Origin of the sequence: Kribbella flavida DSM 17836 (assembly GCF_000024345.1) — a bacterium.
In the GTDB taxonomy this organism is placed as follows: Bacteria; Actinomycetota; Actinomycetes; order Propionibacteriales; family Kribbellaceae; genus Kribbella; species Kribbella flavida.
The window spans coordinates 2,595,198-2,619,268 of sequence record NC_013729.1 but is presented as its reverse complement, the minus strand read 5'-3'; the positions used below and the strand labels follow the sequence as shown (position 1 = coordinate 2,619,268).

Genomic DNA, 24,071 nt, shown 5'->3' with positions numbered 1-24,071 from the left:
GTATAGTTTCGTCGAGTGAAGGAGACCGGTGAACGATCCTCGGGTGTTGGACGAAGCGGCCGCGGCCGTGTGCCTGGCTGTGGTGGGGCAGGTCCGGCCGGACCAGCTCGACCTGCCGACGCCGTGCACGCAGTGGTCCCTGGGCGAACTGCTGGCCCATCAAGTCGCGGAGAACCGCGGCTTCGCGGCCAACGTGATCAATCCGCCCGGCGCGGTCAACCCTGAGATCTGGCAGCCGGGCCGGCCGGAGACCGCGCTGGAGGATTTCGCGGAGTCGGTGAACCTGGTGACCGGGGCGTTCCGGATCGCCGACCTGGAAGCACCGGTCGAGGTCCGCGAGTTCGGGGTGTTCCCGGCCCGGGTCGCGATTGCGATGCACTTCGTCGACTACCTGGCGCACAGCTGGGACATCGCGCGGGCGATCGGCCTGGCGGACCCGATGCCGCCACGGCTGGCCGAGGCAGCCATCCAGTACGCCGCGCTGATCCCGGCCGACCGCCCGGACGGAAGCGCGTTCGCGCCCGTCGTGGCGATCGCCGAGGACACCTCGGCCAACGACAAGTTCCTCGGCCTGACCGGCCGGGACCCAGGATGGACAAGCGGAGAGGTGAACAGCTGATGGTTCGCGTGGTGGGGGCTGGACTGCAGGCGCTGGCGGCGGTGTCGCCGGAGGCCGCGGGGCGGGCGGCGTTCGAGTTGTGGCGGCGCCCGTTACGGCGGGGCAAGGTGCGTCCGAGCGAGCTGGCGGTGCACGAGGCCGCACGGGTCGAGGTGGTCGACGGCGTGGTGACCTACGCGTGGGGTGACGGCGAGCGGCCGGTGCTGCTGGTGCACGGCTGGCGGTCGCGCGCCTCGCGGTTCGTGGTCTTCATCGAGCGGCTCCTGGAGCTGGGCTACAGCCCGGTCTCGTACGACGCCCCCGGCCACGGCGACAGCCCCGGACCGGCCGGCACGATCCTCGACCACGAGCGCGTGATCCGGTCGCTGGCGACCCGGTACGGCGGGTTCGACGGCGTCGTCGCGCACTCGCTCGGCGTTCCGTTCGTGCTGTACGCGCTGCGCGGTGGCGTCGCGGCCGAACGGGTGGTGACGATCAGCGGGTTCGCCGACTTCGACTACCTGGCCGACGCGTTCTGCCGCGCGCTGGGCCTCGGCCCCCGGGCGAACCAGGCGCTGCGACGCTCGATCGAGCGCAGGCTGTTCGCCGGGGACCGCGACATCTGGACCAGGTTCTCGGTCGGCCCGGGCTCGGTCGACCTGCTCTCGATCCACAACGACGAGGACGACGTGGTGACCCCGGACCAGGCGCCGCGGCTGCTGACGGCGTACGGGCCGCGGGCGACGTTCCGGCAGACGACCGGCCTCGGCCACCGCCGGATCATGACCGATCCGGACGTGGTCGCCGAGGCCGTTGCCTTCCTGCGGGGTTCAGATGTCGCGGAACGTCTCGATCTGGGCGCCTAGCGAGTTCAGCCGGGTGGCCAGGTCCTCGTAGCCGCGGTTGATCACGTAGACCGAGCGCAGCACCGACGTGCCCTTCGCGGCCATCATCGCGATCAGCGTGACGACCGCCGGGCGCAGCGCCGGCGGGCACATGATCTCGGCACCGGAGAAGTGCGTCGGCCCTTCGACCATCACCCGGTGCGGGTCGAGCAGCTTGACCCGGCCGCCGAGCTTGTTCAGGTCGGTCAGGTAGATCGCGCGGTTCTCGTAGACCCAGTCGTGGATCAGCGTCTGCCCGGTCGCGGTCGCCGCGATCACCGCGAAGAACGGCAGGTTGTCGATGTTCAGGCCCGGGAACGGCATCGGGTGGATCTTGTCGATCGGCGCGTGCAGCGTCGACGGCCGGGTGGTCAGGTCGACCAGCCGGGTCCGGCCGTTCTCGGCCAGGTACTCCTGCGAGCGGCTGTAGTCCAGCCCCATCTCCTCCAGCAGCGCCAGCTCGATCTCCAGGAACTCCACCGGCGCGCGCCGGATGGTGATCTCCGAGCCGGTCACGATCGCGGCGGTGAGCAGGCTCATCGCCTCGATCGGATCCTCCGACGGCGCGTAGTCGACGTCCACGTCGATCTCCGCCTTGCCGTGCACGGTCAGCGTGGTGCTGCCGACGCCGTCGATCCGTACGCCGAGCAGGTCCAGGTAGAAGCACAGGTCCTGGACCATGTAGTTCGAGCTGGCGTTGCGGATCACGGTGACGCCGTCGTGCCTCGCGGCGGCCATGATCGCGTTCTCGGTCACCGTGTCGCCGCGCTCGGTCAGCACGATCGGCTTGCCCGGCGTGACCGCCCGGTTCACCATCGCGTGGTACTCGCCACCGGTCGCCTTGATGTCCAGGCCGAACGGCCGCAGCGCCGACATGTGCGGCTCGACGGTCCGGGTGCCCAGGTCGCAGCCCCCGGCGTACGGGAGCTGAAAGGTGTCCTCGCGGTGCAGCAGCGGGCCGAGGAACATGATGATGCTGCGGGTACGCCGAGCCGCCTCGGCGTCCATCGCGGACAGGTCCAGGTGCTCCGGCGGCACGATCTCCAGGTCGCCGGCGTCGTTCAGCCAGGTGGTCTTCACGCCGATCGAGTTCAGCACCTCGAGCAGCCGGTTGACCTCCTCGATCCGGGCCACCTTGCGCAGCGTGGTGCGGCCCTTGTTCAGCAGGCTGGCGCACAGCAGCGCGACGCCGGCGTTCTTGCTGGACTTGACGTCGATCGACCCGGACAACTGCCGGCCGCCGGCCACCCGAAGGTGGACCGGACCGCCACCGAGAGAGACAATTTCGGAGTCGAGGGCCTCGCCGATGCGGGCGAGCATCTCGAGAGTGAGGTTCTGATGACCCTTTTCGATCCGGTTGACGGCACTCTGGCTGGTGCCGAGCACGTCGGCGAGCTGGGTCTGCGTCCAGCCGCGGTGCTTGCGGGCGTCACGGATCAGGTTTCCGATCCGGCTCAGGTAGTCATCGGTCATGGGCCGGACCATATCTCACATGTGAGATATCGCTGCGCCGACCCGCCGCTGCGAGCGTAGCCGAGGTCACCTCGCACCGACCGGCCACCGCTGCCGCACCCCGCGCCCCCTACAGTAGGCGCCACCCCGCCGCCGCCCTCGGAGAGGACCACCAGATGCCCGACGACGTCAGCACCGCCGGTGTGACCGAGTTCGAGGCCGAGTCCTGGCCGCTGGAGGCGGCCGCCGAGAGCCTGGCCCAGGTGATCGACGGCTTCCAGAACGGCGACACCCGGCCGCTGGTGATCGGCGACGGCGACCAGCCGGTGCTGGTCGTGCTGGCGATCGCGGACCTGGCCGACTTCCGGGCCCGGATCGCGGAGCTGCTCGGCAACCCGGTCGACGCCGGCTGGCTGCGCTACTACCTGCGCTCGAACTTCGACATGAGCTCGGAGACGCTGATCGAGCTGCTCGGCGTCGACGCCGACCACGGGCTCAGCTCGCTCGCCAGCCAGGTGAACGTCGAGCAGGCGGCGGTGCTGCTGCCGGACCACCTGCGACGGACCGAGGCCGGCGGCAACCCGCTGATGCTGATCGGCGACGGCATGCTCGCGACTGCCGCGCTGATCGCGTTCCCGGCGTTCTCGGTGCTGCTGGCGATGGAGAGCGAGGGCAAGGTCGAGGACGACTCCTGCGTGCACGACGACGAGGAGAAGCCGACCACCCCGCTGGAGGTGCTGGCCGAGCGGATCGGCCCGATCGCGACCCAGATCGTCGCCCAGATCAACGCCGGCCGCGAGCCCGGGCTGCCGCGCTACGACCTGCACTTCGAGGACGACCTGGTCGAGCACCTCAAGGACCTGGAGCAGCGCGCCGAGAAGGCGCCGAACGGTGGCGCACACGGCGAGCTGAGCGATCTGCTGCACTCGTTCGACCAGATGCGCAGCGGGCTGCTGGCCGAGCAGGAGGAGGAGCCCGCCGAGGCGCCGTACATCGAGGTGGACGACCTGGCGGCCGCGCTGCCGGAGGTGCGGGACAGCTTCCGCTCGGGCGCCGACGACCCGTACCTGATCGGCGTCGACGGGCACCCGCTGGCGGGACTGATCTCCTACGACCTGTACGAGATGCTGCAGCAGGTGTCGGTCGACCTGGACGGGACCGAGGACGCGCCGGTGCTGCCGCTGCCCAAGCCGCACTGGGAGAACGGCCCGGAGCTGGTCGCCTTCGAGGCCGCGATCGAGGTCTGCGGCGCCGTGCTGGACGACATCAAGGCCGGCCAGGGGTCACTGCTGTTCATCGAGGACGACGGCGGCGAGCCGGAGCTGGTGCTCGGGCCACTCAGCTGGTTCTGGGCGTACGTCGACCACCTCGATCTCGAGGCCGCCGAGGCCTGAGCCGGCTCAGCCCAGCGGGAACAGCGGCTGCCACTCCTTGAGACTGGCGATCTCGTAGACGTCAGCCGGCGTGTACGGGTCGGCGGCGAGGATCTCGCGCAGTTCGGCCTCGTCGGCGACGTCGTAGATCAGCAGCGCGCCGGTCTGGTCACCGAACGGGCCGGCGGTGACGAGCTTGCCCGACTCCTTCAGCGAGGTCAGGTACTCCCGGTGCGCCGGGCGCACCTGCAGGCGGCGGTCGGTGTCGGTGAAGGTCAGCTGCACAGCGAACAAGGCCATGCCGGAACCCTATAAGAAAAAGGGATTTGGTGCGGGAAGGGAGTCACGAGCCGCCACAGCGGCTGGTTCGAGTCAGACCCGAAAGTCGACGTGTGATGCCCTTCCCGCCCGGCCATCTTGGACTGCCGGACGAGGCCGGCGCAAGGCTTCGGCCCGGCCAATTGCTGCAGTCAGTAGAGCAAGGTAACGCTTCGTGACCGCGCCGCCGTTCGCCTCGATCTGGCCGCCGACGCAGCTGTACGGACGGTCACACGCCCGCGGTGTCAAGGCCCGCGGGGACGGAGTACGACGACAGCAGGTCGGCCGTCCCCGGTCGTACAGCTCGCCGAAGGTCAACTCCTGCCGGCTCATGGCTGCAGGCCGACGGCCGCGCCGGGCGCTCGCCGCATTTCGGCGCGCCGATCGGGGTACCGCAGAGCATGCGGATCGTGATCACGGGTGCCAGCGGAAACCTCGGAACGGCTTTGCTGCGTCGGCTGGCTCCCGACGGGCACGAGCTCGTCGGTCTGAGCCGCCGTCCGCCGGAGGATCCCGGCGACGTCCAGTGGCAGGCGGTGGATCTCACCGACGACAGCGCCACGGTCGTGCTGCGCCAGGTCTTCGAGGGCGCCGACGCGGTGGTGCACCTGGCGTGGGCGTTCCAGCCGTCGCACGACCTGGACTACCTGGAGAGCGTCGGGGTCGGGGGCACCGAGAAGGTGCTGCGCGCGGCGGCGGTGGCCGGCGTACCGCACGTGCTGCATCTGTCGTCGATCGGCGCCTACTCCGCCAAGCGCGGCGACGAGCCGGTGGACGAGAGCTGGCCGACCGACGGCGTGCCCAGTTCGCCGTACAGCCGGCACAAGGCGGCGACCGAGCGGCTGCTCGACGAGTTCGAGCACGGTGGCGACGGCCCGACCGTCACGCGGTTGCGGCCGGGCATCGTCGGTCAGCGAACAGCCGGCAGCGCGCTGCTCCGGTACGCCGTGCCCGCGCTCGTCCCGGCGAAGGCGATCGGGCTGGTGCCGCTCGTCCTGCTCGACCGGGCGCTCGCCGTTCCGGTCGTTCACGCCGACGACGTCGCCGACGCGATCGCGCGTTGCCTCGAACGCCGGGCCGGCGGCGCGTTCAACGTGTGCGCGCCGACCCCGGTCACCACCACGTTGATCGCGCGGGCGCTGTCCGCGCGAGCGGTGCACGTGCCGGCGGCCGCGGTCCGCGCCACAGTGGCCGCCAGTTGGCACGCCCGGATCCAGCAGCTGGACCCGGGCTGGATCGACCTCGCGTACGCCGTACCGCTGATGGACTGCTCACGGGCCGAACGCGAGCTGGACTGGCAGCCGCGCTCCGACGGCCCGGAGGTGCTGCGCGAACTGATCGACGGCCTCAAGGATGCCGCCGCCGGCCGGACCCCGGTGCTGCGTCCCCGCACGGTCGTCAACCGCCTCCAGGATCTGCTGCACCGCGGCCCGGTCGGCGAACGCCGCGAGACCTGAAACCGGCGCTCAGGCCGGACTTGAGCCCCAGCCGATCGACCTGGGGCTCGGGCGCCGGTCTGCTCAGTCGAGGGACGCTCGGCCGGCTTCCAGCCGGGCCACCGGGATCCGGAACGGCGAGCAGGAGACGTAGTCCAGGCCGACCTCGTGGAAGAAGTGAATGCTGTCGGGGTCGCCACCGTGCTCGCCGCAGATGCCGAGCTTGAGGTCGGGCCGCGTCGACCGGCCACGCTCGGCGCCGGTGCGGACCAGGGCGCCGACGCCCTCGCGGTCGATCGACTCGAACGGCGAGACCGCGAACACGCCCTTCTCCAGGTACCGGGAGAAGAACGAGCCCTCGACGTCGTCGCGGCTGAAGCCCCAGGTGGTCTGGGTCAGGTCGTTGGTGCCGAAGGAGAAGAAGTCGGCGGCCTCGGCGATCTGGTCCGCGATCACCGCGGCCCGCGGCAGCTCGATCATCGTGCCGATCGGGATCGCCCGGTCGACGCCTTCGGCCGCCGCGACCTCGGCCAGCACACCCTCGACCTCGTCGCGGGCCAGCTGCAGCTCCTGGATCGCGCCGACCAGCGGAATCATGATCTCCGGCCGCGGGTCCTTGCCCTGCTTGCGCAGTTCGGCCGCGGCCGACGCGATCGCCCGGACCTGCATCGCGAACAGGCCGGGAATCATCAGCCCGAGCCGTACCCCGCGCAGGCCGAGCATCGGGTTCTGCTCGTGCAGCCGTTCGACCGCGGCCAGCAGCTTGACCTCACGCCCCGGCTCCTCGCCGCGTTCCTTGGCCAGCGCGACCTTGACCGCGAGCTCCTCCATCGACGGCAGGAACTCGTGCAGCGGTGGGTCGATCAGCCGGATCGTCACCGGCAGGCCGTCCATCGCGGCCAGCAGCTCCAGGAAGTCTTCGCGCTGCAGCGGCTCGAGCTCGGCCAGCGCGGCGTCGCGCTCCGCGTCGTCCTCGGCCAGGATCAGCCGCTCCACCGATTCGCGCCGTTCGCCGAGGAACATGTGCTCGGTCCGGCACAGACCGATGCCCTCGGCACCGAACCGGCGGGCCCGCGCGGCGTCCTCGGCGGTGTCGGCGTTCGTCCGTACGCCGAGCCGCCGGATCTCGTCCGCGTGGCCGATCAGCCGGTGCACCGCGGCCACCAGCTCGTCGCCCTCGTCCGGCGCCAGCGAGCCCTCGAAGTAGCGCACGACCGGTGACGGTACGACCGGGACCTCGCCGCGGAACACCTCGCCGGTGGTGCCGTCGATCGAGATCACCTCACCGGCGCCGATCGTCGTACCGTGCACGGTGATCGTCTCGGCGGCGACGTCGACGTCGAGCTCCTCGGCGCCGCACACGCAGGTCTTGCCCATGCCGCGGGCGACCACGGCCGCGTGCGAGGTCTTGCCGCCGCGGCTGGTCAGGATGCCCTGGGCGGCGATCATGCCGTGCAGGTCGTCGGGATTGGTCTCCCGCCGGACCAGGATCACCTTCTCGCCGCGCTCGGCGGCCGCGACCGCAGCGGCCGAGGTGAACACGACCTGGCCGGACGCCGCGCCCGGCGACGCGCCGATCGCCTTGCTGATCAGCTGCTTGTCCGCGTCGCTGTCGAACCGCGGGAACATCAGCTGGGCCAGCTGCGCGCCCTTCACCCGCCGCAGCGCCTCGTCGAGATCGATCACGCCCTCGTCGACCAGGCTGGTGGCGATCCGGAACGCCGCGGCCGCGGTCCGCTTGCCGACCCGGGTCTGCAGCATCCACAGCTTGCCGCGCTCGACGGTGAACTCGATGTCGCACAGGTCGCGGTAGTGGCCTTCCAGGGTGGCCATGATCCGCATCAGCTCGTCGTACGACGTCTTGTCGATCTGCTCCAGGTCGGCCAGTGGCACGGTGTTGCGGATGCCCGCGACCACGTCCTCGCCCTGGGCGTTCTGCAGGTAGTCGCCGTAGACGCCGGGCTGACCGGTGGAGGGGTCGCGGGTGAAGGCGACGCCGGTGCCGGAGTCCATCCCGAGGTTGCCGAAGACCATCGAGCAGATGGTGACCGCGGTGCCCAGATCGGTGGCGATCCGTTCCTGGCGGCGGTAGAGAATGGCGCGGTCGGAGTTCCAGGAGCCGAACACGGCTTCGATCGCGAGGTCCAGCTGCTCGCGCGGGTCCTGCGGGAACTCGCGTCCGGTGTGCTGCTCGACCGCGGCCTTGAAGGTGCCGACCAGGGTCTGCAGGTCCTCGGCGTCCAGGTCGAGGTCGCTGCTCGCACCCTTGGCTCGCTTGGCGGCCTCGATCGCGTCCTCGAAGACGTCACCGTCCATGCCGAGCACGGTCTTGCCGAACATCTGGATCAGCCGCCGGTAGGCGTCCCAGGCGAAGCGCGGGTTGCCCGACTGGTGGGCCAGACCGTTCACGGAGTCGTCGTTCAGGCCGACGTTCAGCACCGTCTCCATCATGCCGGGCATCGACACCGCGGCACCGGACCGGACCGAGACCAGCAGCGGGTCGTCGGCCTGGCCGAGCTTCTTGCCCATCTTCTGCTGCAGCACGTCGATGTGGTGGTCGATGTCCTCCGTCAGCTGCGGCGGCACCGAGCCGGTGGCCAGGAACACCTTGCAGGCCTCGGCGGAGATGGTGAATCCGGGCGGCACGGGCAGACCGAGGTTGGTCATCTCGGCGAGGTTCGCCCCCTTGCCACCCAGCAGAACCAACATGTCCTTGTTGCCTTCGGCGAAGTCGTAGACGAGTTTCGGCACGGTGACTCCCTCGTGGTCGGGGCGGCGCTGGGTCGCGGCACGGTGGCCGCCGGCCCGTCGACTCCGGTGGCGCTGGGCGTCTTGTCAGCGTAAGGCCGAAAACCAGTCCAGTTGAACACTGGTCTCACGGAAATCGCGTGACGCTGGCCACAGCAACCCGACCGGAAACCCCTTACCGCGTTGACAACGCAGGACAGTCGCGCCCGCTGCCATCGAAACGCGGAAACAGGGTGTCACCCACCTTCAGATGGGTAACACCCTGCGTTTCGGGGTTGTCAGTGCCTGCGTCGCGTCCGCAGGTAGTCGCCGACCACCGCGGCGCCGAGGCGGTCGGCGTCGGGGGCCAGCACCCGGCCGCCGCTGCGCCGGGCCAGCAGGTCGACGAACGCCTCCAGCCGCGGGTCGTCGCCGAGCCGGAAGACGGTCAGCGAGGCCCCGAGCTTGGCCAGCCGGTCCACCTCGAAGATCGTCTTGCGCAGCGTGGCCGGCTCCGGCGGGTAGGAGAACTCGGCGGTGCCGTCCGGCTCCAGGTGGGCCGTCGGTTCGCCGTCGGTCACCATCAGCACGACCGGCTGGGCGTCGGGGTGCCGGCGCAGGTGCCGCCCTGCGAGCAGCAGCGCGTGGTGCGCGTTGGTGCCCTGCTCCCACGTGCCTTCCAGGCCGATCAGCTGCGGCAGCTCGACCACCCCGGCGTACCGGCCGAAGGTGATCAGCTGGAGCGCGTCGTTGCGGTAGCGGGTCGAGATGAGCTGGTGCAGCGCGAGCGCCGTCCGCTTCATCGGCAGCCAGCGGTTCTCCTGGACCATCGACCAGGAGGTGTCCACCAGCAGCGCGACCGCGGCCCGCGCCCGGTGCTCGGTCTCCGCGATCTCCACGTCGGTCACGTCGAGCCGGACCCGTCCCCCGACGTTCGCGGTCCGCAGTACGGCGTTGCGCACTGTGCGCGGCACATCCCACGCCTGGGTGTCGCCGAACTGCCACGGCCGGGTCGAACCGCTCAGCTCACCGGCCGCGCCGGCCGAGGCCGAGTCCCGCTCCCCCGACTGCCCCCGCGCTGCGCGCAGTACGTCGGACAGCGCGGTCTGGCCGAGCTGCCGCAAGGCCTTCGGGGACAGCCGCAACGATCCGTCCGGCGCGCGCTCCAGCAGTCCCTGGTTGCGCAACTCCCGCTCCAGCTCGCTCAGCCGGCGCGCATCGACGGTCGCCTCGTCGCCGAGCTGGCGGGTCAGCGCGTCCAGGTCGATGTCCTCCAGCCGCGCGCCCGGGTACGCCTGGGAGAGCTGCTCGGCCAAGGCGTCCAGCTCGGCCAGGTCGGACATCGCCCGAGCCCCCTCGGCCAGGCCGAGCGGGTCGTCGCCGCTCATCCGCTCACCGGAGGACCAGTCCTCCCCCGGCCGCAGCGCCTGCAGTTGCGCGTCCAGCTGGGACAACTGCTGCGCGAGCTGCGGACTGCCGAACGCCTGCTGGGACAGCTGAGCGAGCTCTGCCCGCTGCTCCGGGGTCATCGAGTTCAGCATGCGTTGCGCTGCCGCCGCGCGCCGGGCCAGCGCGTCGATCAGCTCGTCCACGGTCCGCGGGCTCTCCGGGAAGAACTCGCCGTGCTTGGCCATGAACTGCTCGAACAGCTGGTCGGTGTCCGGCCGACCCTGCGCATGGGCGGCGAGCAGGGCGTTCAGGTCGGCGAGCATTTCGTTGACCCGCTCGACGTCCTCGGGCGTCGTGTTCTGCAGCGCTTCCTTCATGCCCTCGAAGCGCGACCCGAGCAGCTCCTTGCCCAGCAGCTCGCGGATCTCGTCGTACTTGCGGCGAGCCTCCGCCGACTGCCAGTCGTACTCCGCCAGCTCACGCACCGCGGCCGCCGTGCCCGAGGGCAGCGCGTCGAGCTGCGCCTCGCGGAACCGGGCGTCGTCGGACGGGTTCGGGAACAGGTCGCGCCGCTCGGCCTCCAGCGCCTCGTCGAGTAGCCGCTGGACGTCGCGCAACGTGCCTTCGAGGTTGTGCCGGCGCTGGATCTCGCGACGCCGCTGCCACAACCGGCGGGTCAGGTCGTCGAGCCCCTGGGTGTTCCGGGTGCCGCGCCGGAGCAGCTCCTCCAGCGCGGACCGTGGCGACGAGCCGGCCATCACGTCCTGGCCGATCTCGTCCAGCGCGTCGCGCAGGTCCACCGGCGGGGCCAGCGGGTCCGGCCCTTCGTGCCAGGGACCGTACGACCAGCCTTCCGGGATCGCGGCCGTCATCGCACTCCTCCTTGCCCGTCTGCCTTCCGGCTCCGCGGCGCCATCAGGCTCCGTAGACGGTCGTGTCGTCGTCGGCGTCCTTGGCCAGTCGTTTCGACAGGTAGAGCGCCTCCAGCGCGAGCTCGACCGCGGCCGCGATCCGGCCCGGCGAGTCGTCCGCCTCGACGCCCGCCCGCGCGGCCACGTCGTGCAGCACCGGCAGCTCGGGCAGCGCCGACAGCACGTCCCGGCCGGGGATCCGCTCGCCGGTGGTGACGAGATGCCCGTCGGCCACCGCGTTCGCCAGCGGGGTCAGGTCCAGGCCGGCGAACCGCTCGCGGGCGGTGTCGGCGACCGACCGGCGCAGCAGGTACTCCAGCAGCTCGGTCTCGCGGCCCTCCTCGCCGGGCTCGAACTCCAGCTTGCCGCGCAGCACGGCCGGCACCGCTTCCAGGTCGACCGGACGGGCGACCGCGGGCTGCTCGCCGGTGATCGCACTGCGCCGCAGGGCCGCCGCCGCGACCGTCTCCGCCGCCGCGACCGCGAACCGGGCGGAGACGCCCGAGCGCTGGTCGATCGCGGTGGACTCGCGCAGGTGCCGGACGAACCGGGCCAGCACCTCGAGCAGCGGCTCGCCGACCTCGGCGGTCAGCTCGGCCTCCTGCCGGACCACGTCCACCTCGGCGTCCACGTCGAGCGGGTAGTGGGTCCGCACCTCGGCGCCGAACCGGTCCTTGAGCGGCGTGATGATCCGGCCGCGGTTGGTGTAGTCCTCGGGGTTGGCCGTTGCCACCAGCAACACGTCGAGCGGCAGCCGGAGCGTGTAGCCGCGGACCTGGATGTCGCGCTCCTCCATCACGTTCAGCAGCGCCACCTGGATCCGCTCGGCCAGGTCGGGCAGCTCGTTGATCGCGACGATGCCGCGGTGCGCGCGCGGGACCAGACCGAAGTGGATCGTCTCCGGGTCGCCGAGGCTGCGGCCCTCGGCCACCTTGACCGGGTCCACGTCGCCGATCAGGTCACCGACCGAGGTGTCCGGCGTGGCCAGCTTCTCGGCGTACCGGAGGCTGCGGTGCAGCCAGGCGACCGGCAGGTCGTCGCCGAGCTCGGCGGCGCGCCGCTGCGAGGCCGGCGTGATCGGGTCGAGCGGGTGCTCGGGCAGCTCGGCGCCCTCGATCACCGGGGTCCACTCGTCGAGCAGCCCGAGCAGAGTGCGCAGCAGGCGGGTCTTGCCCTGGCCACGCTCGCCGAGCAGCACGACGTCGTGCCCGGCGAGCAGGGCACGCTCCAGCTGGGGGATCACGGTGCGGGAGAACCCGACGATGCCGGGCCAGGGGTCGTCGCCGGCCCGGAGCTTGGTCAGCAGGTTCTCGCGGATCTCGGCCTTGATGGTGCGGGGAAGGTAACCGGCGGCGCGAAGCTCGCCGGCCTTCCGGGGAAGGTCAGCAGGTGCACTAGTCACTTTGACGACGTTAGCTCGCCGCACCCAAACCACCCCGGTGACGTCTCAGTCGTGAGCGGGGACCGTGGACAGGAAGCCGGGACCGAGCCCAGCTGATGTCTTGTTCAAGATCCCGTCTGGGTGTTCAGGATCCGTCCGAAGGATGGATGAGGTAGTTGTGCAGGAGGGCGGCGCCGTGCAGCATCGCGCGGGTACGGCGGTCGTGCGCGGCGCGGCGTTCGGCGACGGCGGCACGCAGAGCCTCGGTGCTGCCGGTCCGGCGAAGGCCCTCCAGGACCGGGCGGATCTGGTCGAAGCTGTAGCGGCCTTGGCGGAGCATGAAGATGATCCGGGCGTCGCGGATCTGCGCGGGCTGGTAGCGCCGGTAGTTCGTCCCTCGCTCGCGGGTGGGAGTGAGCAGGCCGGCCGACTCCCAGACCCGCAACGCCGACGTCCTGATCCCGAGCTGCCGAGCGAGCTCACCGACCCGCAACGGCGGCCCTGCCACGGGCTGACCGTCCAGGAACTGCTCGGCTGCGGCACCCAGCGCTTCGCTCGCGGTGTCGGTCGCCCGGCGCTGCTCGTGCAACGCCGCGTGGGTCTCGTCGACGACGCGCAGCGCGAACGCCTCGTCGCCGTCGTGCACCGCGCGCATGATCGCCTGCGCGCTCTCCGCGCCGAAGCCCGGAGCCAGCGCCCGGTACGTCAGCAACGCATCCAGGTGCCGTTGCCCGTACTGGCGGTACCCGCTGTCCGACCGTGGCGCCGGCGGCAGGACGCCGGCCGCCTCGTAGTTGCGGATCAGCTGGGTCGACACTCCGGCCCGCCGGGCCAGATCGACCGGCCGCAGGCTCATCGAGAACGGACCCGCGGCGTGACCCGGCCCGAGTTGAACACGTAGCCCGGCCGGAAGGTGACCGGCGCCCACGGCTGATCCTCGGCCTCGCGAAGGACGAAGTGGTCACCGTCGAGCGGCGCCGCCGGGTGCAGCTCGAACTCCTGCACCGGCTCCTCGGCGAACGCCAGCCGGTCGCCCGTCGCCTGGAACGTCAGCACCAGCTTCCCGTCGCGGCGCAGCACCTCCATCGCCACGCTCTCCCGCTCGTACCGGCCGAGGTGCCGCTCGCCCCACAGTTCGCCGTCGATCCGCTCGCCCGGATCGTCGTCGGGCTGCGGACCGGCCGGGACGCCCACTCCGGTCAGCGCGGTGAAGACCTCGGTGGCGAGTGCCTCGAACAGTGCCGGCGCGTTGCCGGAGTTCGTGAGCAGGCAGAACGCGACGTTCGCCTCCGGGTCGATGCGCAGGAAGGCCAGCTGCGAGATGGTCATCCCGTCGTGCCCGAACAGCGTGCGCCCGGACCAGTCGTACAGCCGCCAGGTCAGCCCGATCTCGGTCAGCCCGCCGACACCGCCGCCGGGGTAGGACACCTGCGGCTCGCGCATCCCAGCGTACCGGTCGTCGTCCAGGTGCAGGCGGGCGAAGGCGAGCAGGTCGCCCGCGCTCTGCGTGATCAACCCGGCCGGGCCGATGCTGCGCGGCAGCTGCCAGGTCGTCACCGGCGTTCCGTCGCCGGCGAGGTGACCGACCGCGGCCCGGTGCAGGATCGCCTCCTCGGGCAGCGTCACGGTCGACTTCAGTCCGAGCGGCTCGACCAGCCGCGCCCGCAGCGACTCGTCCCAGGTCCGGCCGTCGAGCACCTCGACGATCCGCCCGAGCAGGACGAACCCGGCGTTGCAGTACGAGTACGCCGTACCGGGCTCGAACAGCTGGTCCACGTCGGCCAGCAGCCCGACGTACCGCTCGACGCAGTCGTCACCGCGGCCGGTGTCGGTGAACACGTCGCCGTCGATCCCGCTGCCGTGGGTGAGCAGCTGCCGGACGGTGATCCGTGGATCGATGGATGCCTCCGGCAACAACGAGAGCACCGGGTCGTCCAGTGACAGCCGCTGCTCGGCCGCCAGCTGGACGATCATCGTCGCGGTCCACGGCTTGCTGACCGACCCGATCTGGAACACCGAGTCGGCGGTCACTTCCACACCGGTCGCCCGGTTGAGCACGCCGTACGGCGCGACGGTCTGCTGCCCGTCGGCCCAGATCCCGAGCACCGCGCCGGGCACGTCGTACTGGGCGGCCAGGTGCTTCAGTCTCTCTGTCCAGTCGGGCACGGGGCCAAACTACTGGGTGCCGGTGAGCTTCTCGAGTGCGGCCCGGACTCCGTCCCGGGCCGCTTGTTCGGTCAGGCCGAGCTGGATCAGGACCTTGGCCGCGACCCCGTCCGGGTACTGGTAGAAGGCGAGCAGCAGGTGCTCGGTGCCGATGTAGTTGTGGCCGAGCAGCAACGCCTGCTCGGCCGCCTGCCCGATCACGTGCGACGCCCGCGGGGTCATCGGCAGCTCCTTGGTGGCGCCGGGCTCACCGCCGGCGGACGGCGGAACCTCGGCGTCGATCGCGGCCAGCACGTCGTGCTCGGTGAGGCCCGCCTCGGTCATCAGCAGGGTGGCGACCGACTGTGGCTCGGTGAAAAGACCGAGCAGCAGGTGCTCGGTGCCGACGAAGCTCTGGCCACGCTCCCGGGCGATGCCGGAGGCGGCCTGGATGACCACCTTGGTGCGCAGCGTGAACCGCTCGAGGTCGAGCTTGCCCGGCCAGGCGTCGGCGAACCGCTTGTGCGCGGCCTGCTTGCTGACGCCGAGCACGGCGCTGATCTCGACCCAGGACTTGCCGGCGCCACGTGCGCGGTCGACGAAGTAGCCGAGCGCCGCGTCGGACGTCGCGTTGAGGTCGGTGATGGTGCTCGAGGCGGTCGCGAGCTGGGCGAGCACGTCGTCGCTGCCGGCGTCCGCGCGGATGAGGTCGATCAGTTGCTGCAGGTTCGGTGCGGGAGTCATGTCGTCAACCCTAGGTTGACGATCTGTGAGCGTCAACCCCGGGTTGACGATACGTCGTGGCGTCGGCGGCCTAGGGTTTCGGCATGCAGGAACTTCCCGATCTGATCCGGCCCGGACTGCGTGTGCTGTTCAGCGGGATCAATCCGAGCTTGGTGTCGGCGCAGACCGGGCACCACTTCGCCCGGCCGGGCAACCGGTTCTGGCCGGCGCTGCACCTGGCCGGCTTCACGCCGCGCCGGCTACTGCCCGCCGAGCAGGCCGAATTGCTGGACCTCGGGCTCGGCATCACGAACGTGGTCGACCGGCCGACCGCCCGGGCCGACGAGCTCAGCCGGGCGGAGTACCAGGCCGGTGGCGAGAATCTCGTCCGCAAGGTGCTGGAGTACGCGCCGGAGTGGCTCGCGGTCGTCGGCGTCACGGCGTACCGGACCGCGTTCGGCGAGCCGAAGGCGGCGATGGGCCCGCAGGACCGCACGATCGGTGCGACCCGGATCTGGATCCTGCCGAACCCGAGCGGCCTGAACGCGCACTACACCTTGCCGCGACTGGGCGAGGTGTACGCCGACCTCCGCGTCGCCGCGTCGGTGCCGGACCGCACCAGCGGCCCGGCACCGGGGGGAAGCTGCTAGCTGAGCGCCTTGAGCACGAGGTCGGCGACCGCCTTCGGCTGGGAGACCGCGACCGAGTGGGAGCCCGCGACCTCGATCGTCGTTCCGCCCGCGCGCTCGGCCATGAAGCGCTGAGCGTCGGGGTGGATCGCGTTGTCCTCGGTGGCGACCAGCGTCCACGTCGGCAACGCCTTCCAGGCCGGCTCGCCGCTGAACTTCTCCTCCAGCCCCTGTACTGCGATCGGCCGCTGGGCCACCGCGAGCACCCGGCTCACCTCGATCGGCAGGTCTCCCGCGAACACGTCCGGGTAGGCCGCCGGGTCGAGGTGCACCTCCGGCGCCTCGGTGCCGTCCGGCTGCGGGAACATCGTCGGCCGGACCGCCGCGCCGAACGGGGTGTTGGGGAAGCCGGCCGAGATGCTCGCCAGGCTCTCCCCCGTGTCGGGGACGAAGGCCGCGACGTGCACCAGGCCGACCACGTTGCCGAGTCCCCGGGCGGCAGCGTTGATCACCGCACCGCCGTACGAGTGGCCGACCAGCAGCACCGGGCCGTCGATCTGGCGGACCACGGCGGCCACGTACGCCGCGTCGGGGGTCAGGCCGCGCAGCGGGTTCGCGACCGCGGTGACGGTGACACCGGCCTGCTGCAGCTGGTCGATCACGCCGGTCCAGCTGGCGGCGTCGGCGAAGGCGCCGTGGACGAGGACGACAGTGGTGTTCTTCTTCTCGGTCATGCGAGGGTCCTTTCGGAGTCAGGGAGGGATCAGGCGAGCGCGGTGCGGAGGGTCCGGACGGCCAGGTCGATGGCGGCCGTCGCGGCGTGGGTGTCGCGGAGGGCGTCGAGCATCACGAAGTCGTGGATGATGCCGCCGAAGCGCACGGCGGTCACGGCGACGCCGGCCTCGCGCAGCTTCGCGGCGTACGCCTCGCCCTCGTCCCGGAGGACGTCGGCCTCGGCGGTGATGACCAGCGCGGTCGGCAGGCCCGACAGCTGCTCGGTGGTGGCGCGCAGCGGGGACGCGGTGATCTGGTTCCGCTCGGCCTCGTCGGTCGTGTACTGGTCCCAGAACCACTGCATGCCTTCGCGCATCAGGAAGTAGCCCTCGGCGAACTCCTGGTACGACGTGGTGTCGAACGACGCGTCGGTGACCGGGTAGAAGAGCACCTGCTGCCGGAAGGTCAGGTCGCCGCGCTCCTTGGCCAGCAGCGTCACCGCAGCCGCCATGTTGCCGCCGACCGAGTCACCGGCGATCGCCAGCCGGGTCGCGTCCAGGCCCTTGCTCTTGCCCTCGGCCACGATCCAGCGGGCGACCGAGTAGCTCTGCTCGATCGCGTGCGGGTAGCGCGCCTCCGGCGACCGGTCGTACTCGGGGAAGACCACCGCGGCGCCGGCACCGACGGCCAGCTCGCGGACCAGCCGGTCGTGCGTGTTCGCGTCACCGAAGACCCAGCCGGCGCCGTGGATGTAGAGGATCACCGGCAGCTCGCCGGTCACGCCGGCGGGCTTGACGATGCGCGCCCTGGTGCCGTCCGCGGCCGTCACCCACTCGTCGTCGACCGGCAGCTTCGGGTAGTCGGTGGTCTGCACCTGGTCGACCGCGGCGCGGCCCTCGGCCGGCGGCAGCTCGAACAGGAACGGCGGCTTGGCGGTCGCGTCGGCGAACGCCTGTGCAGCGGGCTCCAGAACGGTCATCGGACTTCTCCTCAGAAAGATCAACTCGATGAGAACGGTCGTTCTCCGTCGATGTCCGCTACTCTAGAGAACGTTGGTTCTCCGCGCAAGGCGGGTGACCCGGATCACAGTGCAGCGGGAGGATGACGATGGCGATCGACACGGCGACGGCCCAGCAGCAGGTGCTGGCGGCGGCGGACTCGCTGTTCTACGAACGCGGTGTGCAGGCCGTCGGCATGGACGCGATCCGAACCGCGTCCGGGGTCTCGCTGAAGCGGCTCTACCAGCTGTTTCCCTCGAAGGACGCGCTGATCGAGGCGTACCTGCACCAGCGCGACCAGCAGTGGAAGGACATGCTGGCCGAGCACCTGGACGCCGCAACCGATCCGCAGGAGCGGATCCTGGCCGTCTTCGGCTTCCTGCACGACTGGTTCACCCAGCACGACTTCCGCGGCTGCGCGTTCATCAACTCCTTCGGGGAGCTCGGTGCGATCTCGCCGAAGGTGGCCGAGCTGACCAAGCAGCACAAGGCCGGTTTCCAGCGCGTGCTGACCGAGCTGGCGGCGGCGGCCGGAGCGGCAGATCCGGAGCAGCTCGCCGACCACCTGATTCTGCTCAGCGAGGGCGCCATCACCCGGTCGGCGATCTCCGGATCGGCGGAACCGGCCCAGCGCGCCCGGGAGGCCGCCGTCCTGCTGATGCGGGCGTCTCTGCCCTAGGGTCCGTTTCTGCCGGCGAGCGTTTCTCAGGGGCCGTCGCTGCCGGCGAGCGTTTCCTAGGGGGCCGGCCGCCGGTACGCAGGACTTCCGGCTCGGGCGACTAGGATTCGCGGCGACCACCGGGGCCGACAGAGGACGGATGATGGCCGACCTGCCGCAGGATCTGCGGACCGCGCTCGACGCGGTGCTGAGCAACGCGCCGAGCAAGGAGCTGAGCGCCTCCTTCCAGCGGCTGAGCACCCGCTACCGCGAGGAGCAGGCCGCGACCGCGCCGATCATGGCGACTCCGACGGACGTGGTCACCTATTCGGCGTACCGGATGCCGGCGACGTTCGCGGCAGTCCGCTCGGCGCTGGAGCAGGTGGCCGCGGTGCTGCCGGAGTTCGGGCCGGCGAACCAGCTGGACCTCGGTGGCGGTACCGGCGCGGCGATCTGGGCCGCGGCCGACACCTGGCCGTCGCTGTCCGCGGTGACCGTGCTGGAGCAGGTCACGGAAGCGATTGCCCTCGGCAAAAAGCTTGCTCGCGGCGCCGCCTCCCCCGCCGTACGCGGCGCGAGCTGGATCCCCGGCCGGCTGGACCAGTCCGCGGCCTTCGAGCCCGCCGACCTGGTCACCGTTTCGTACGTGCTCAGCGAGCTGTCGGCCACCCAGCAGCAGGATCTGGTCGCCCGCCTCTGCGCGCAGCAGGGACTGGTCGTCCTGGTCGAGCCCGGTACGCCGGGTGGCTACGAGCGGATCGTCGCCGCCCGGGACCAGCTCATCGCCGCCGGGCACAGCGTGATCGCGCCGTGCCCGCACGACCTGGCCTGCCCCATCCCGCGCGGCCGCGACTGGTGCCACTTCACCAGCCGGGTCAACCGCAGCGCGGTCCATCGCCGGACCAAGGGCGCCGAGCTCGGCTTCGAGGACGAGAAGTTCTCGTACGTCGTCACCAGTGCCGTCGCGCGCGGCCAAGCCGGGAACCGGGTTCTCCGGCATCCGCAGCAACGCAAAGGGCTGGTCTCACTCCGGCTCTGCACGGATGCCGGTCAGCTGCAGGAGGCGATCGTCTCCAAGCGGCAGGGTCCGCTGTACCGGGCGGCGCGTGACACGGAGTTCGGCGATCCCTGGCCACCACTGGGCGACGCCGGCAGCTGATCCGTCGTACCGCGCTCGGACTGGCACTGATCCGTCGAACCGGGCTGCGGACTGACACCCGGGGTCGGCAGGATGTGCGCTATGCGAGCTCAGGACCTGCTGCGGTCGATCGACCAGCTTCCGTATGGCGAACGCGTGCGGGTGATCGTCCAGGAGGCCCGGCGGCTGCGCGACAGCGCCGAGCTGGACCAGTTGCTCACCGAACTCGGCGACGGTCCTGCTGACCAGAAGGCGATCGGGCTGCGCATCGCCGAGGTCACCAAGCGGGCCGACTACGTGACCCGGCTGCTGCGGGACCGCGATCCCTCGGTCCAGGCGCGGGCGCTGGTCGCGGTCGGCCGCGGCGTGCCGGTCTCGGACGACGAGCTGCGCATCCTGCACGACGACGCACCGGCCGCGCTGCGTCCGAAGCTGCTGCAGGTCATCCGGCGGACCGGGCGCCGGCGGCTCGCCGCGAGGTTGATCGACGAGCAGCGCGACCGCTGGGGTGACCGGTACGCGGCGGCACTGCTGGACAGCACCGACGACATGACGGTGGAGCGGCTGCTGCCCGATCTGGCGTACTGCCTGTCGCCCGGCCAGTGGGAGCGGCTGGCCGGCAAGCACCCCGAGGCCGTGCTCGCTCACGCCGGCCGGACACTGCCGACCGGGCCTGACCGCGACGAGTGGTGGGCGGGCGTCGGCTACGGAGTCACCGCAGCCCTCGATCATGACGCCACCCGCGTTCTCGGGCTGATCAAGGCAGCCCTGCCGCCGCATGAGCTGCCGTGGGCGGTGACCGGAGTTCTCGGCCGGCTGACCGATCTCGATCCCAGCGGCGTGCTTGCCGTGCTGCTCGTCCCGGATCGCGCTGGGTCTGTCCAGAGAGCGCTCACTCCGGCGTTCCGGCGGCGGCTGCACCGGTTCTCGGACGCGGAGCTGGCTGCGCTCGGCCGGGTGCTCTGGCCCGACCTGGCCGGTCTGCTCGGTGACCTGCCGCCGTCTCGGCGGGCGACTGTGTTCGCCGCGGTGACGAGTCGGGTGGAGCTCGCCCAGAGAGCGCTCCCTGGCTCTCTGCTCGATGTTCTGCCCGTGACGGCCCGGGGCGAGAACGCACGTCGCATGCTCGGCCTGACCGCGGTCGCCGAAGACCTGCACCGGCGCTGGGACATCACCTCGTACCTGCCGTACGAGGAGGCTTTCGCCCTCCTGGAGCCGGAGGTCCGGCGTTCGGAGGCCGAGGACCGCGCGGTCGTCTACCGCGCCGTCATTGCCGCGGCCGGCCGGTCCCGCCGGCCGGAACACGTCCAGGAAGCGCTCTCTTGGGCGGCCCGGGTGCGCAACGACCGCGATCCTGTCCGGCAAGCGGTGCTGACGGCTGCGGCCGAGCTGCCGCCGTCCGTGCTCGCCGACCAGCACGTGCCTGCGTTGCAGACCCTGCTCACCGACGCACTGGAGGCCGGCGACACCTCCTGGGCGAGCCGGTCGGCTCTCACCGAGCTGGCCCGCCGGGCCGTGCATCAAGGGGCTCTGCGCAACCAATCTTCCCTGCTCGGCTGGGGTTTGGCAGCCCACGCCGCCATCACCCAGGACACCGGAATGCTCGACCTCTACGGCCTGACGGACGGTCTGCCGCACGGCCGGGAGTCCGAGGTGTACGACGCGCTCCGGCCCTACCTGGAGAGCGCTGCCGAGCGGTCCGAGTTCCAGCTGCTGTTCGCTGTCGCGGAGGCGTTCGGCCGGCGCGGCTGGACCAACGAGCACCTCCACCGCCTGCTCGAGCAAGCACTCTGGTCGAACCAGGAGTACACGGTCGGCACCGCCGCGCGCCACTGGCTCCGACCGACCGCCACGCGGGCCGAGCGGGTCGGCCGCATCATCAAGCGGGACGTCGGGATGACGCAGTGGGACGCGGTCTGGGAGGCCGTCACCGAGCACCGCACCGACCTGCTCGACAAGGTGCTCACCCGTCCTCGCCGCAGCCGCCGGTTCGAGCGCAATCACGCGTCCTGGAGCGTCACCGATGCCGCTCTCCGCCGGTGGCTCCCCCGCCAGCACCGCCGGTACGCCGACCTGCTGGCCGACGTGGCGAACGACTCCCGCGTCCCCGACTGGACCCGCTCCGAGGCCGTGCTGATGCTCGGTAGGCTGCCGGGCATCGGGCGCGCGGCGCTCGACCCGTTCCTCAGCAGCCCGGACGTGCGGCTTCAGGAGGCCGCGCTCCGCGCCCTCGCCTGGACCGACCAGCCGCAGCTCGCCCTGCCAGTCCTGCTCGGCCATGCCGGTGACGACCGAGCCCGAGTTGCCCTGTACGCGGCGACCCGCGCGGCCAGGTACGTCCCGCCGAGCACGTTGCCCGGGTTGCTGCACCCGGTGCTCGCCGGCCAAGGCGTGAAGGTCACCTCCCGCAAGGAAGCTGCACGCCTGCTCGGCGAACTGCGTGCGCCGGGAGCGAGCGCCGTACTGGCTGAGGCGTGGGTGGCGGCGCACCGGGACGTGCGGGCGGCGATCACCAGCGCGGCTTCGCAGTACCTGCTGCATGAGCCGGCGACCTGGGCGCTCCTCCAGCAGGCCGTGCACGACAGCGCGGCCACCGCGTCCGTGCTGACGCAGCGGACGCCGTACGGGCTGGCTGCCCAGTACCGCGGGCGGTACGCGGACCTGCTGATCGCGGTGACCAACCGGCCCGAGCCGGAGGTGGTCCGGCTCGCGCTGCTGTCGCTGCATCGCTGGTCGCCGTGGAATCCGGCCGCGGCGCCGGTCATCGCTGCCTTCATCACCGACCTGACCGCCCGCGACCGGACCTGGAACGACGCGACGACCGCGCTGGTGGCGATCGTCGCGGCAGATCCCGAGCGAGGGCTCGACGAGGTCGTCGGTGTGGTGCGGCTGCTCGTTCGGCTCGAGAGCGACCCGCAGGTGCCGAATGCGCTGGCCGATCGTGATCACCCCGCCCGGCAACGGCTGACCACCGTAGTGCAGCGGCTGACCGCGGCCGTCGGCCGGCGATCGGCCGAAACCCGGCAGGCGCTCCGTCCGGTGGCCGACGAACTCACCGAGCCGGACTTCCTCCACCTCCGCCTCAAGCTGCTCACGTCGGCCTTGCGGTGGTCGGCGCTCGCCGAGGATCTCGCTGTACTGCGTGCTGAGGTCACCGGCCGCCCGCTGGCGGCGGCGACGGCGGCTGAGCTGGTCGCCGCCCGGCTGAGCAACGACGAGGCAGGCTGGACACCGGAGGAACTGCTCTCGGCGGCGGCCGACCTAACTGCTGCAGGGAGCGATCCGGCGGGGGGCCTGCTTGCGCTGGCCCTGATCTGCGCTGCCGGCCCTCGATCGGGCTGGAACGGTGACTGGCGCGCGCTGCTCGTTGCCGTGCGCAACCACCCGGCGCCGGACGTCCGGCAGCGAGCGCTCGAGGTGCTCACCGCGACCGAAAGCTGAGGCGCACCCGCCAGCCCCCGAGTTGTCGCCGAGCCGAACTCACGCTGGCTCAGCTCCGGCATCCAGGCGCTGTAGGACATTGCCGGCAAGCCGGCACCGACTGGCTGAGCCGGCGCGTCCGGCCCCGAACTGCGGCGTCACTTCTGCTCTTCGGCAGCCCGCTTCGCGCGCGCCCGGCGCTTGCCTTCGTGCATGGCGACGACCCGGGCGATCGGGATCGCGCGGCCTTCCTCCAGCAGATCCTCGGGCAGCGTCTGCGGCGCCGGCAGCTCCGCGGACCAGCGGTCGGCCGTGGCAAGCAGGCCGGGCACACTGCGCAGGGTGAAGTCCGCCGGGCTGACGTTGTCCAGTTCGTCCCAGCCGACCGGGAACGAGACCGGCGTACCGGGGCGGATCCGCGGGCTGTACGCCGCGACGACCGTCGCGCCACCCGACCGCGTCGAGTCGACGAAGACCTTGCCCTCCCGGTCCTCCTTGATGTACGCCGTGGTCGCCACGGCCGGGTCGATCCGCTCGGCGCGGGCCGCGATCGCCCGGGTCGCGGCCGCGGCGTCCTCGATCGACACCTTGTCGTCGATCGGCACGTACACGTGCACGCCCTTGGCGCCGCTGGTCTTGACCGCGCCCGCGAGCCCGGAGTCGGTCAGCGCCTGGCGGACCAGTTGAGCCGCCTGCACCGCCATCCGGAACGTCTCGCCCTCGGGCGGGTCGAGGTCGAGCACGAGGTGCGTGACCCGGTCCCAGCGTTCGGCGCGCATCAGTGTCGGGTGGTACTCGACCGCGCGCTGGTTCGCGAACCACAGCAGCGTCCGCCGGTCGTCGCACAGCGCGTAGGACACCTCGCGCTTCGACGCCTCGGCCCACACCGTCACCGTTTTCACCCAGTCGGGCGTGTACTTGGGCACGTTCTTCTGCATGAACGGCTGCTGCCCCGGCCGGACCCGGATCACCGACAGCGGCCGCTCCCGCAGCTCGGGCAGCAGGCGCTCGTGCACTGCGTCGAGGTAGTCGACCAGGTCCCGCTTGGTCGCCTCCGCGCCGTCGAACAACGGCTGGTCGAGGTTGGTCAGGTCGACCCCGTCCCGCGTCTCGTCCGGTTTGCTCGCCATGACCTGAGCCTAGTGTCTCGCGGACGGGACACCAGGGCGTTCCTGCC

The 24,071-nt window shown here is 71.4% G+C and carries 19 protein-coding genes; 8 read left to right on the top strand and 11 right to left on the bottom strand.

What is annotated here, in order from left to right:
- The first annotated feature begins 43 nt into the window (after window positions 1-43).
- Together KFLA_RS12370 and KFLA_RS12365 are read left to right on the top strand one after the other, a co-directional pair.
- Window positions 44-619, top strand: coding sequence for a TIGR03086 family metal-binding protein (locus tag KFLA_RS12370; RefSeq protein WP_063822828.1), 576 nt, complete (start codon window positions 44-46; stop codon window positions 617-619).
- Window positions 619-1,464 carry an alpha/beta hydrolase gene (locus tag KFLA_RS12365; RefSeq protein WP_012920129.1) on the top strand — a complete coding sequence of 282 codons (846 nt, stop codon included), beginning with the start codon at window positions 619-621 and terminating at the stop codon, window positions 1,462-1,464. The genes KFLA_RS12370 and KFLA_RS12365 overlap by 1 nt, the downstream gene beginning before the upstream one ends.
- On the opposite strand, the gene KFLA_RS12360 is transcribed toward KFLA_RS12365, so the two are convergent.
- On the bottom strand, window positions 1,429-2,955 hold the full coding sequence (locus tag KFLA_RS12360) for a helix-turn-helix domain-containing protein (RefSeq protein WP_012920128.1): 1,527 nt from the start codon (window positions 2,953-2,955) through the stop codon (window positions 1,429-1,431). The two genes, KFLA_RS12365 and KFLA_RS12360, sit on opposite strands and share 36 nt — an antisense overlap.
- A gap of 155 nt (window positions 2,956-3,110) precedes the next feature.
- On the opposite strand from KFLA_RS12360, the gene KFLA_RS12355 reads away from it, so the two are divergent.
- Window positions 3,111-4,328, top strand: a complete 1,218-nt coding sequence (locus tag KFLA_RS12355) for a hypothetical protein (RefSeq protein WP_012920127.1) — start codon at window positions 3,111-3,113, stop codon at window positions 4,326-4,328.
- 6 nt (window positions 4,329-4,334) lie between these two features.
- Here the strand turns inward: KFLA_RS12355 and KFLA_RS12350 are convergent, their stop codons facing one another.
- A complete protein-coding gene (locus KFLA_RS12350) occupies window positions 4,335-4,607 on the bottom strand; it encodes a YciI family protein (RefSeq protein ID WP_012920126.1) in 273 nt (90 codons plus the stop codon).
- 419 nt (window positions 4,608-5,026) lie between these two features.
- On the opposite strand from KFLA_RS12350, the gene KFLA_RS12345 reads away from it, so the two are divergent.
- Window positions 5,027-6,082 carry an NAD-dependent epimerase/dehydratase family protein gene (locus KFLA_RS12345; RefSeq protein ID WP_012920125.1) on the top strand — a complete coding sequence of 352 codons (1,056 nt, stop codon included), beginning with the start codon at window positions 5,027-5,029 and terminating at the stop codon, window positions 6,080-6,082.
- 63 nt (window positions 6,083-6,145) lie between these two features.
- Here the strand turns inward: KFLA_RS12345 and ppdK are convergent, their stop codons facing one another.
- The 6 genes from ppdK to KFLA_RS12315 all read right to left on the bottom strand — a co-directional run bounded on the left by ppdK (window position 6,146) and on the right by KFLA_RS12315 (window position 15,358).
- Entirely contained in the window at window positions 6,146-8,812 is a 2,667-nt protein-coding gene (ppdK, locus tag KFLA_RS12340; RefSeq protein ID WP_012920124.1) for a pyruvate, phosphate dikinase, read from the bottom strand.
- A gap of 275 nt (window positions 8,813-9,087) precedes the next feature.
- A complete protein-coding gene (locus KFLA_RS12335) occupies window positions 9,088-11,049 on the bottom strand; it encodes a vWA domain-containing protein (RefSeq protein WP_012920123.1) in 1,962 nt (653 codons plus the stop codon).
- Window positions 11,050-11,092: 43 nt separating this feature from the next.
- On the bottom strand, window positions 11,093-12,490 hold the full coding sequence (locus KFLA_RS12330; protein ID WP_012920122.1) for an ATP-binding protein: 1,398 nt from the start codon (window positions 12,488-12,490) through the stop codon (window positions 11,093-11,095).
- Window positions 12,491-12,614: 124 nt separating this feature from the next.
- A complete protein-coding gene (locus KFLA_RS12325) occupies window positions 12,615-13,325 on the bottom strand; it encodes a MerR family transcriptional regulator (protein ID WP_012920121.1) in 711 nt (236 codons plus the stop codon).
- Window positions 13,322-14,635, bottom strand: coding sequence for a serine hydrolase domain-containing protein (locus KFLA_RS12320; protein WP_012920120.1), 1,314 nt, complete (start codon window positions 14,633-14,635; stop codon window positions 13,322-13,324). Before KFLA_RS12320 ends, KFLA_RS12325 begins: the two co-directional genes overlap by 4 nt.
- Window positions 14,636-14,644: 9 nt before the next feature.
- Window positions 14,645-15,358: a Clp protease N-terminal domain-containing protein gene (locus KFLA_RS12315; protein ID WP_012920119.1), complete on the bottom strand. Its 714-nt coding sequence runs from the start codon at window positions 15,356-15,358 to the stop codon at window positions 14,645-14,647.
- A gap of 83 nt (window positions 15,359-15,441) precedes the next feature.
- Here KFLA_RS12315 and mug point away from each other — a divergent pair, with 83 nt between their 5' ends.
- Window positions 15,442-15,987, top strand: coding sequence for a G/U mismatch-specific DNA glycosylase (mug, locus tag KFLA_RS12310; protein WP_012920118.1), 546 nt, complete (start codon window positions 15,442-15,444; stop codon window positions 15,985-15,987).
- Here mug and KFLA_RS12305 read toward each other — a convergent pair.
- Together KFLA_RS12305 and KFLA_RS12300 are read right to left on the bottom strand one after the other, a co-directional pair.
- Complete coding sequence (locus KFLA_RS12305; RefSeq protein ID WP_012920117.1) at window positions 15,984-16,700, bottom strand: alpha/beta hydrolase; 717 nt, start codon at window positions 16,698-16,700, stop codon at window positions 15,984-15,986. The two genes, mug and KFLA_RS12305, sit on opposite strands and share 4 nt — an antisense overlap.
- 29 nt (window positions 16,701-16,729) lie before the next feature.
- Window positions 16,730-17,659: an alpha/beta hydrolase gene (locus KFLA_RS12300; protein WP_012920116.1), complete on the bottom strand. Its 930-nt coding sequence runs from the start codon at window positions 17,657-17,659 to the stop codon at window positions 16,730-16,732.
- Between the two features lie 128 nt (window positions 17,660-17,787).
- Between KFLA_RS12300 and KFLA_RS12295 the strand changes: the two genes are divergently transcribed.
- The 3 genes from KFLA_RS12295 to KFLA_RS12285 all read left to right on the top strand — a co-directional run bounded on the left by KFLA_RS12295 (window position 17,788) and on the right by KFLA_RS12285 (window position 22,915).
- Window positions 17,788-18,357 (top strand): TetR/AcrR family transcriptional regulator, encoded by a 570-nt coding sequence (locus KFLA_RS12295; RefSeq protein ID WP_012920115.1) that lies wholly within the window; start codon window positions 17,788-17,790, stop codon window positions 18,355-18,357.
- A 142-nt stretch (window positions 18,358-18,499) separates the two neighbouring features.
- Window positions 18,500-19,495 carry a small ribosomal subunit Rsm22 family protein gene (locus KFLA_RS12290; RefSeq protein WP_012920114.1) on the top strand — a complete coding sequence of 332 codons (996 nt, stop codon included), beginning with the start codon at window positions 18,500-18,502 and terminating at the stop codon, window positions 19,493-19,495.
- Between the two features lie 81 nt (window positions 19,496-19,576).
- Window positions 19,577-22,915, top strand: a complete 3,339-nt coding sequence (locus tag KFLA_RS12285; RefSeq protein WP_012920113.1) for a hypothetical protein — start codon at window positions 19,577-19,579, stop codon at window positions 22,913-22,915.
- Window positions 22,916-23,052: 137 nt separating this feature from the next.
- Here KFLA_RS12285 and ligD read toward each other — a convergent pair whose 3' ends face one another.
- The gene (gene ligD, locus KFLA_RS12280; RefSeq protein WP_012920112.1) at window positions 23,053-24,024 is read right to left on the bottom strand and encodes a non-homologous end-joining DNA ligase; all 972 of its coding nucleotides are present in this window, start codon (window positions 24,022-24,024) and stop codon (window positions 23,053-23,055) included.
- Between the last annotated feature and the right edge of the window lie 47 nt (window positions 24,025-24,071).

Excerpts from the sequence above, each read along its gene's own strand:
- KFLA_RS12365 (WP_012920129.1), top strand. The coding sequence starts at position 619 with ATGGTTCGCGTGGTGGGGGCTGGACTGCAGGCGCTGGCGGCGGTGTCG.
- KFLA_RS12305 (WP_012920117.1), bottom strand. The coding sequence starts at position 16,700 with ATGACCGAGAAGAAGAACACCACTGTCGTCCTCGTCCACGGCGCCTTC.
- mug (WP_012920118.1), top strand. The coding sequence starts at position 15,442 with ATGCAGGAACTTCCCGATCTGATCCGGCCCGGACTGCGTGTGCTGTTC.
- KFLA_RS12315 (WP_012920119.1), bottom strand. The coding sequence starts at position 15,358 with ATGACTCCCGCACCGAACCTGCAGCAACTGATCGACCTCATCCGCGCG.
- KFLA_RS12355 (WP_012920127.1), top strand. The coding sequence starts at position 3,111 with ATGCCCGACGACGTCAGCACCGCCGGTGTGACCGAGTTCGAGGCCGAG.
- KFLA_RS12350 (WP_012920126.1), bottom strand. The coding sequence starts at position 4,607 with ATGGCCTTGTTCGCTGTGCAGCTGACCTTCACCGACACCGACCGCCGC.
- KFLA_RS12300 (WP_012920116.1), bottom strand. The coding sequence starts at position 17,659 with ATGACCGTTCTGGAGCCCGCTGCACAGGCGTTCGCCGACGCGACCGCC.
- KFLA_RS12295 (WP_012920115.1), top strand. The coding sequence starts at position 17,788 with ATGGCGATCGACACGGCGACGGCCCAGCAGCAGGTGCTGGCGGCGGCG.
- KFLA_RS12335 (WP_012920123.1), bottom strand. The coding sequence starts at position 11,049 with ATGACGGCCGCGATCCCGGAAGGCTGGTCGTACGGTCCCTGGCACGAA.
- KFLA_RS12345 (WP_012920125.1), top strand. The coding sequence starts at position 5,027 with ATGCGGATCGTGATCACGGGTGCCAGCGGAAACCTCGGAACGGCTTTG.
- KFLA_RS12325 (WP_012920121.1), bottom strand. The coding sequence starts at position 13,325 with ATGAGCCTGCGGCCGGTCGATCTGGCCCGGCGGGCCGGAGTGTCGACC.
- KFLA_RS12360 (WP_012920128.1), bottom strand. The coding sequence starts at position 2,955 with ATGACCGATGACTACCTGAGCCGGATCGGAAACCTGATCCGTGACGCC.
- KFLA_RS12285 (WP_012920113.1), top strand. The coding sequence starts at position 19,577 with ATGCGAGCTCAGGACCTGCTGCGGTCGATCGACCAGCTTCCGTATGGC.
- KFLA_RS12290 (WP_012920114.1), top strand. The coding sequence starts at position 18,500 with ATGGCCGACCTGCCGCAGGATCTGCGGACCGCGCTCGACGCGGTGCTG.
- ligD (WP_012920112.1), bottom strand. The coding sequence starts at position 24,024 with ATGGCGAGCAAACCGGACGAGACGCGGGACGGGGTCGACCTGACCAAC.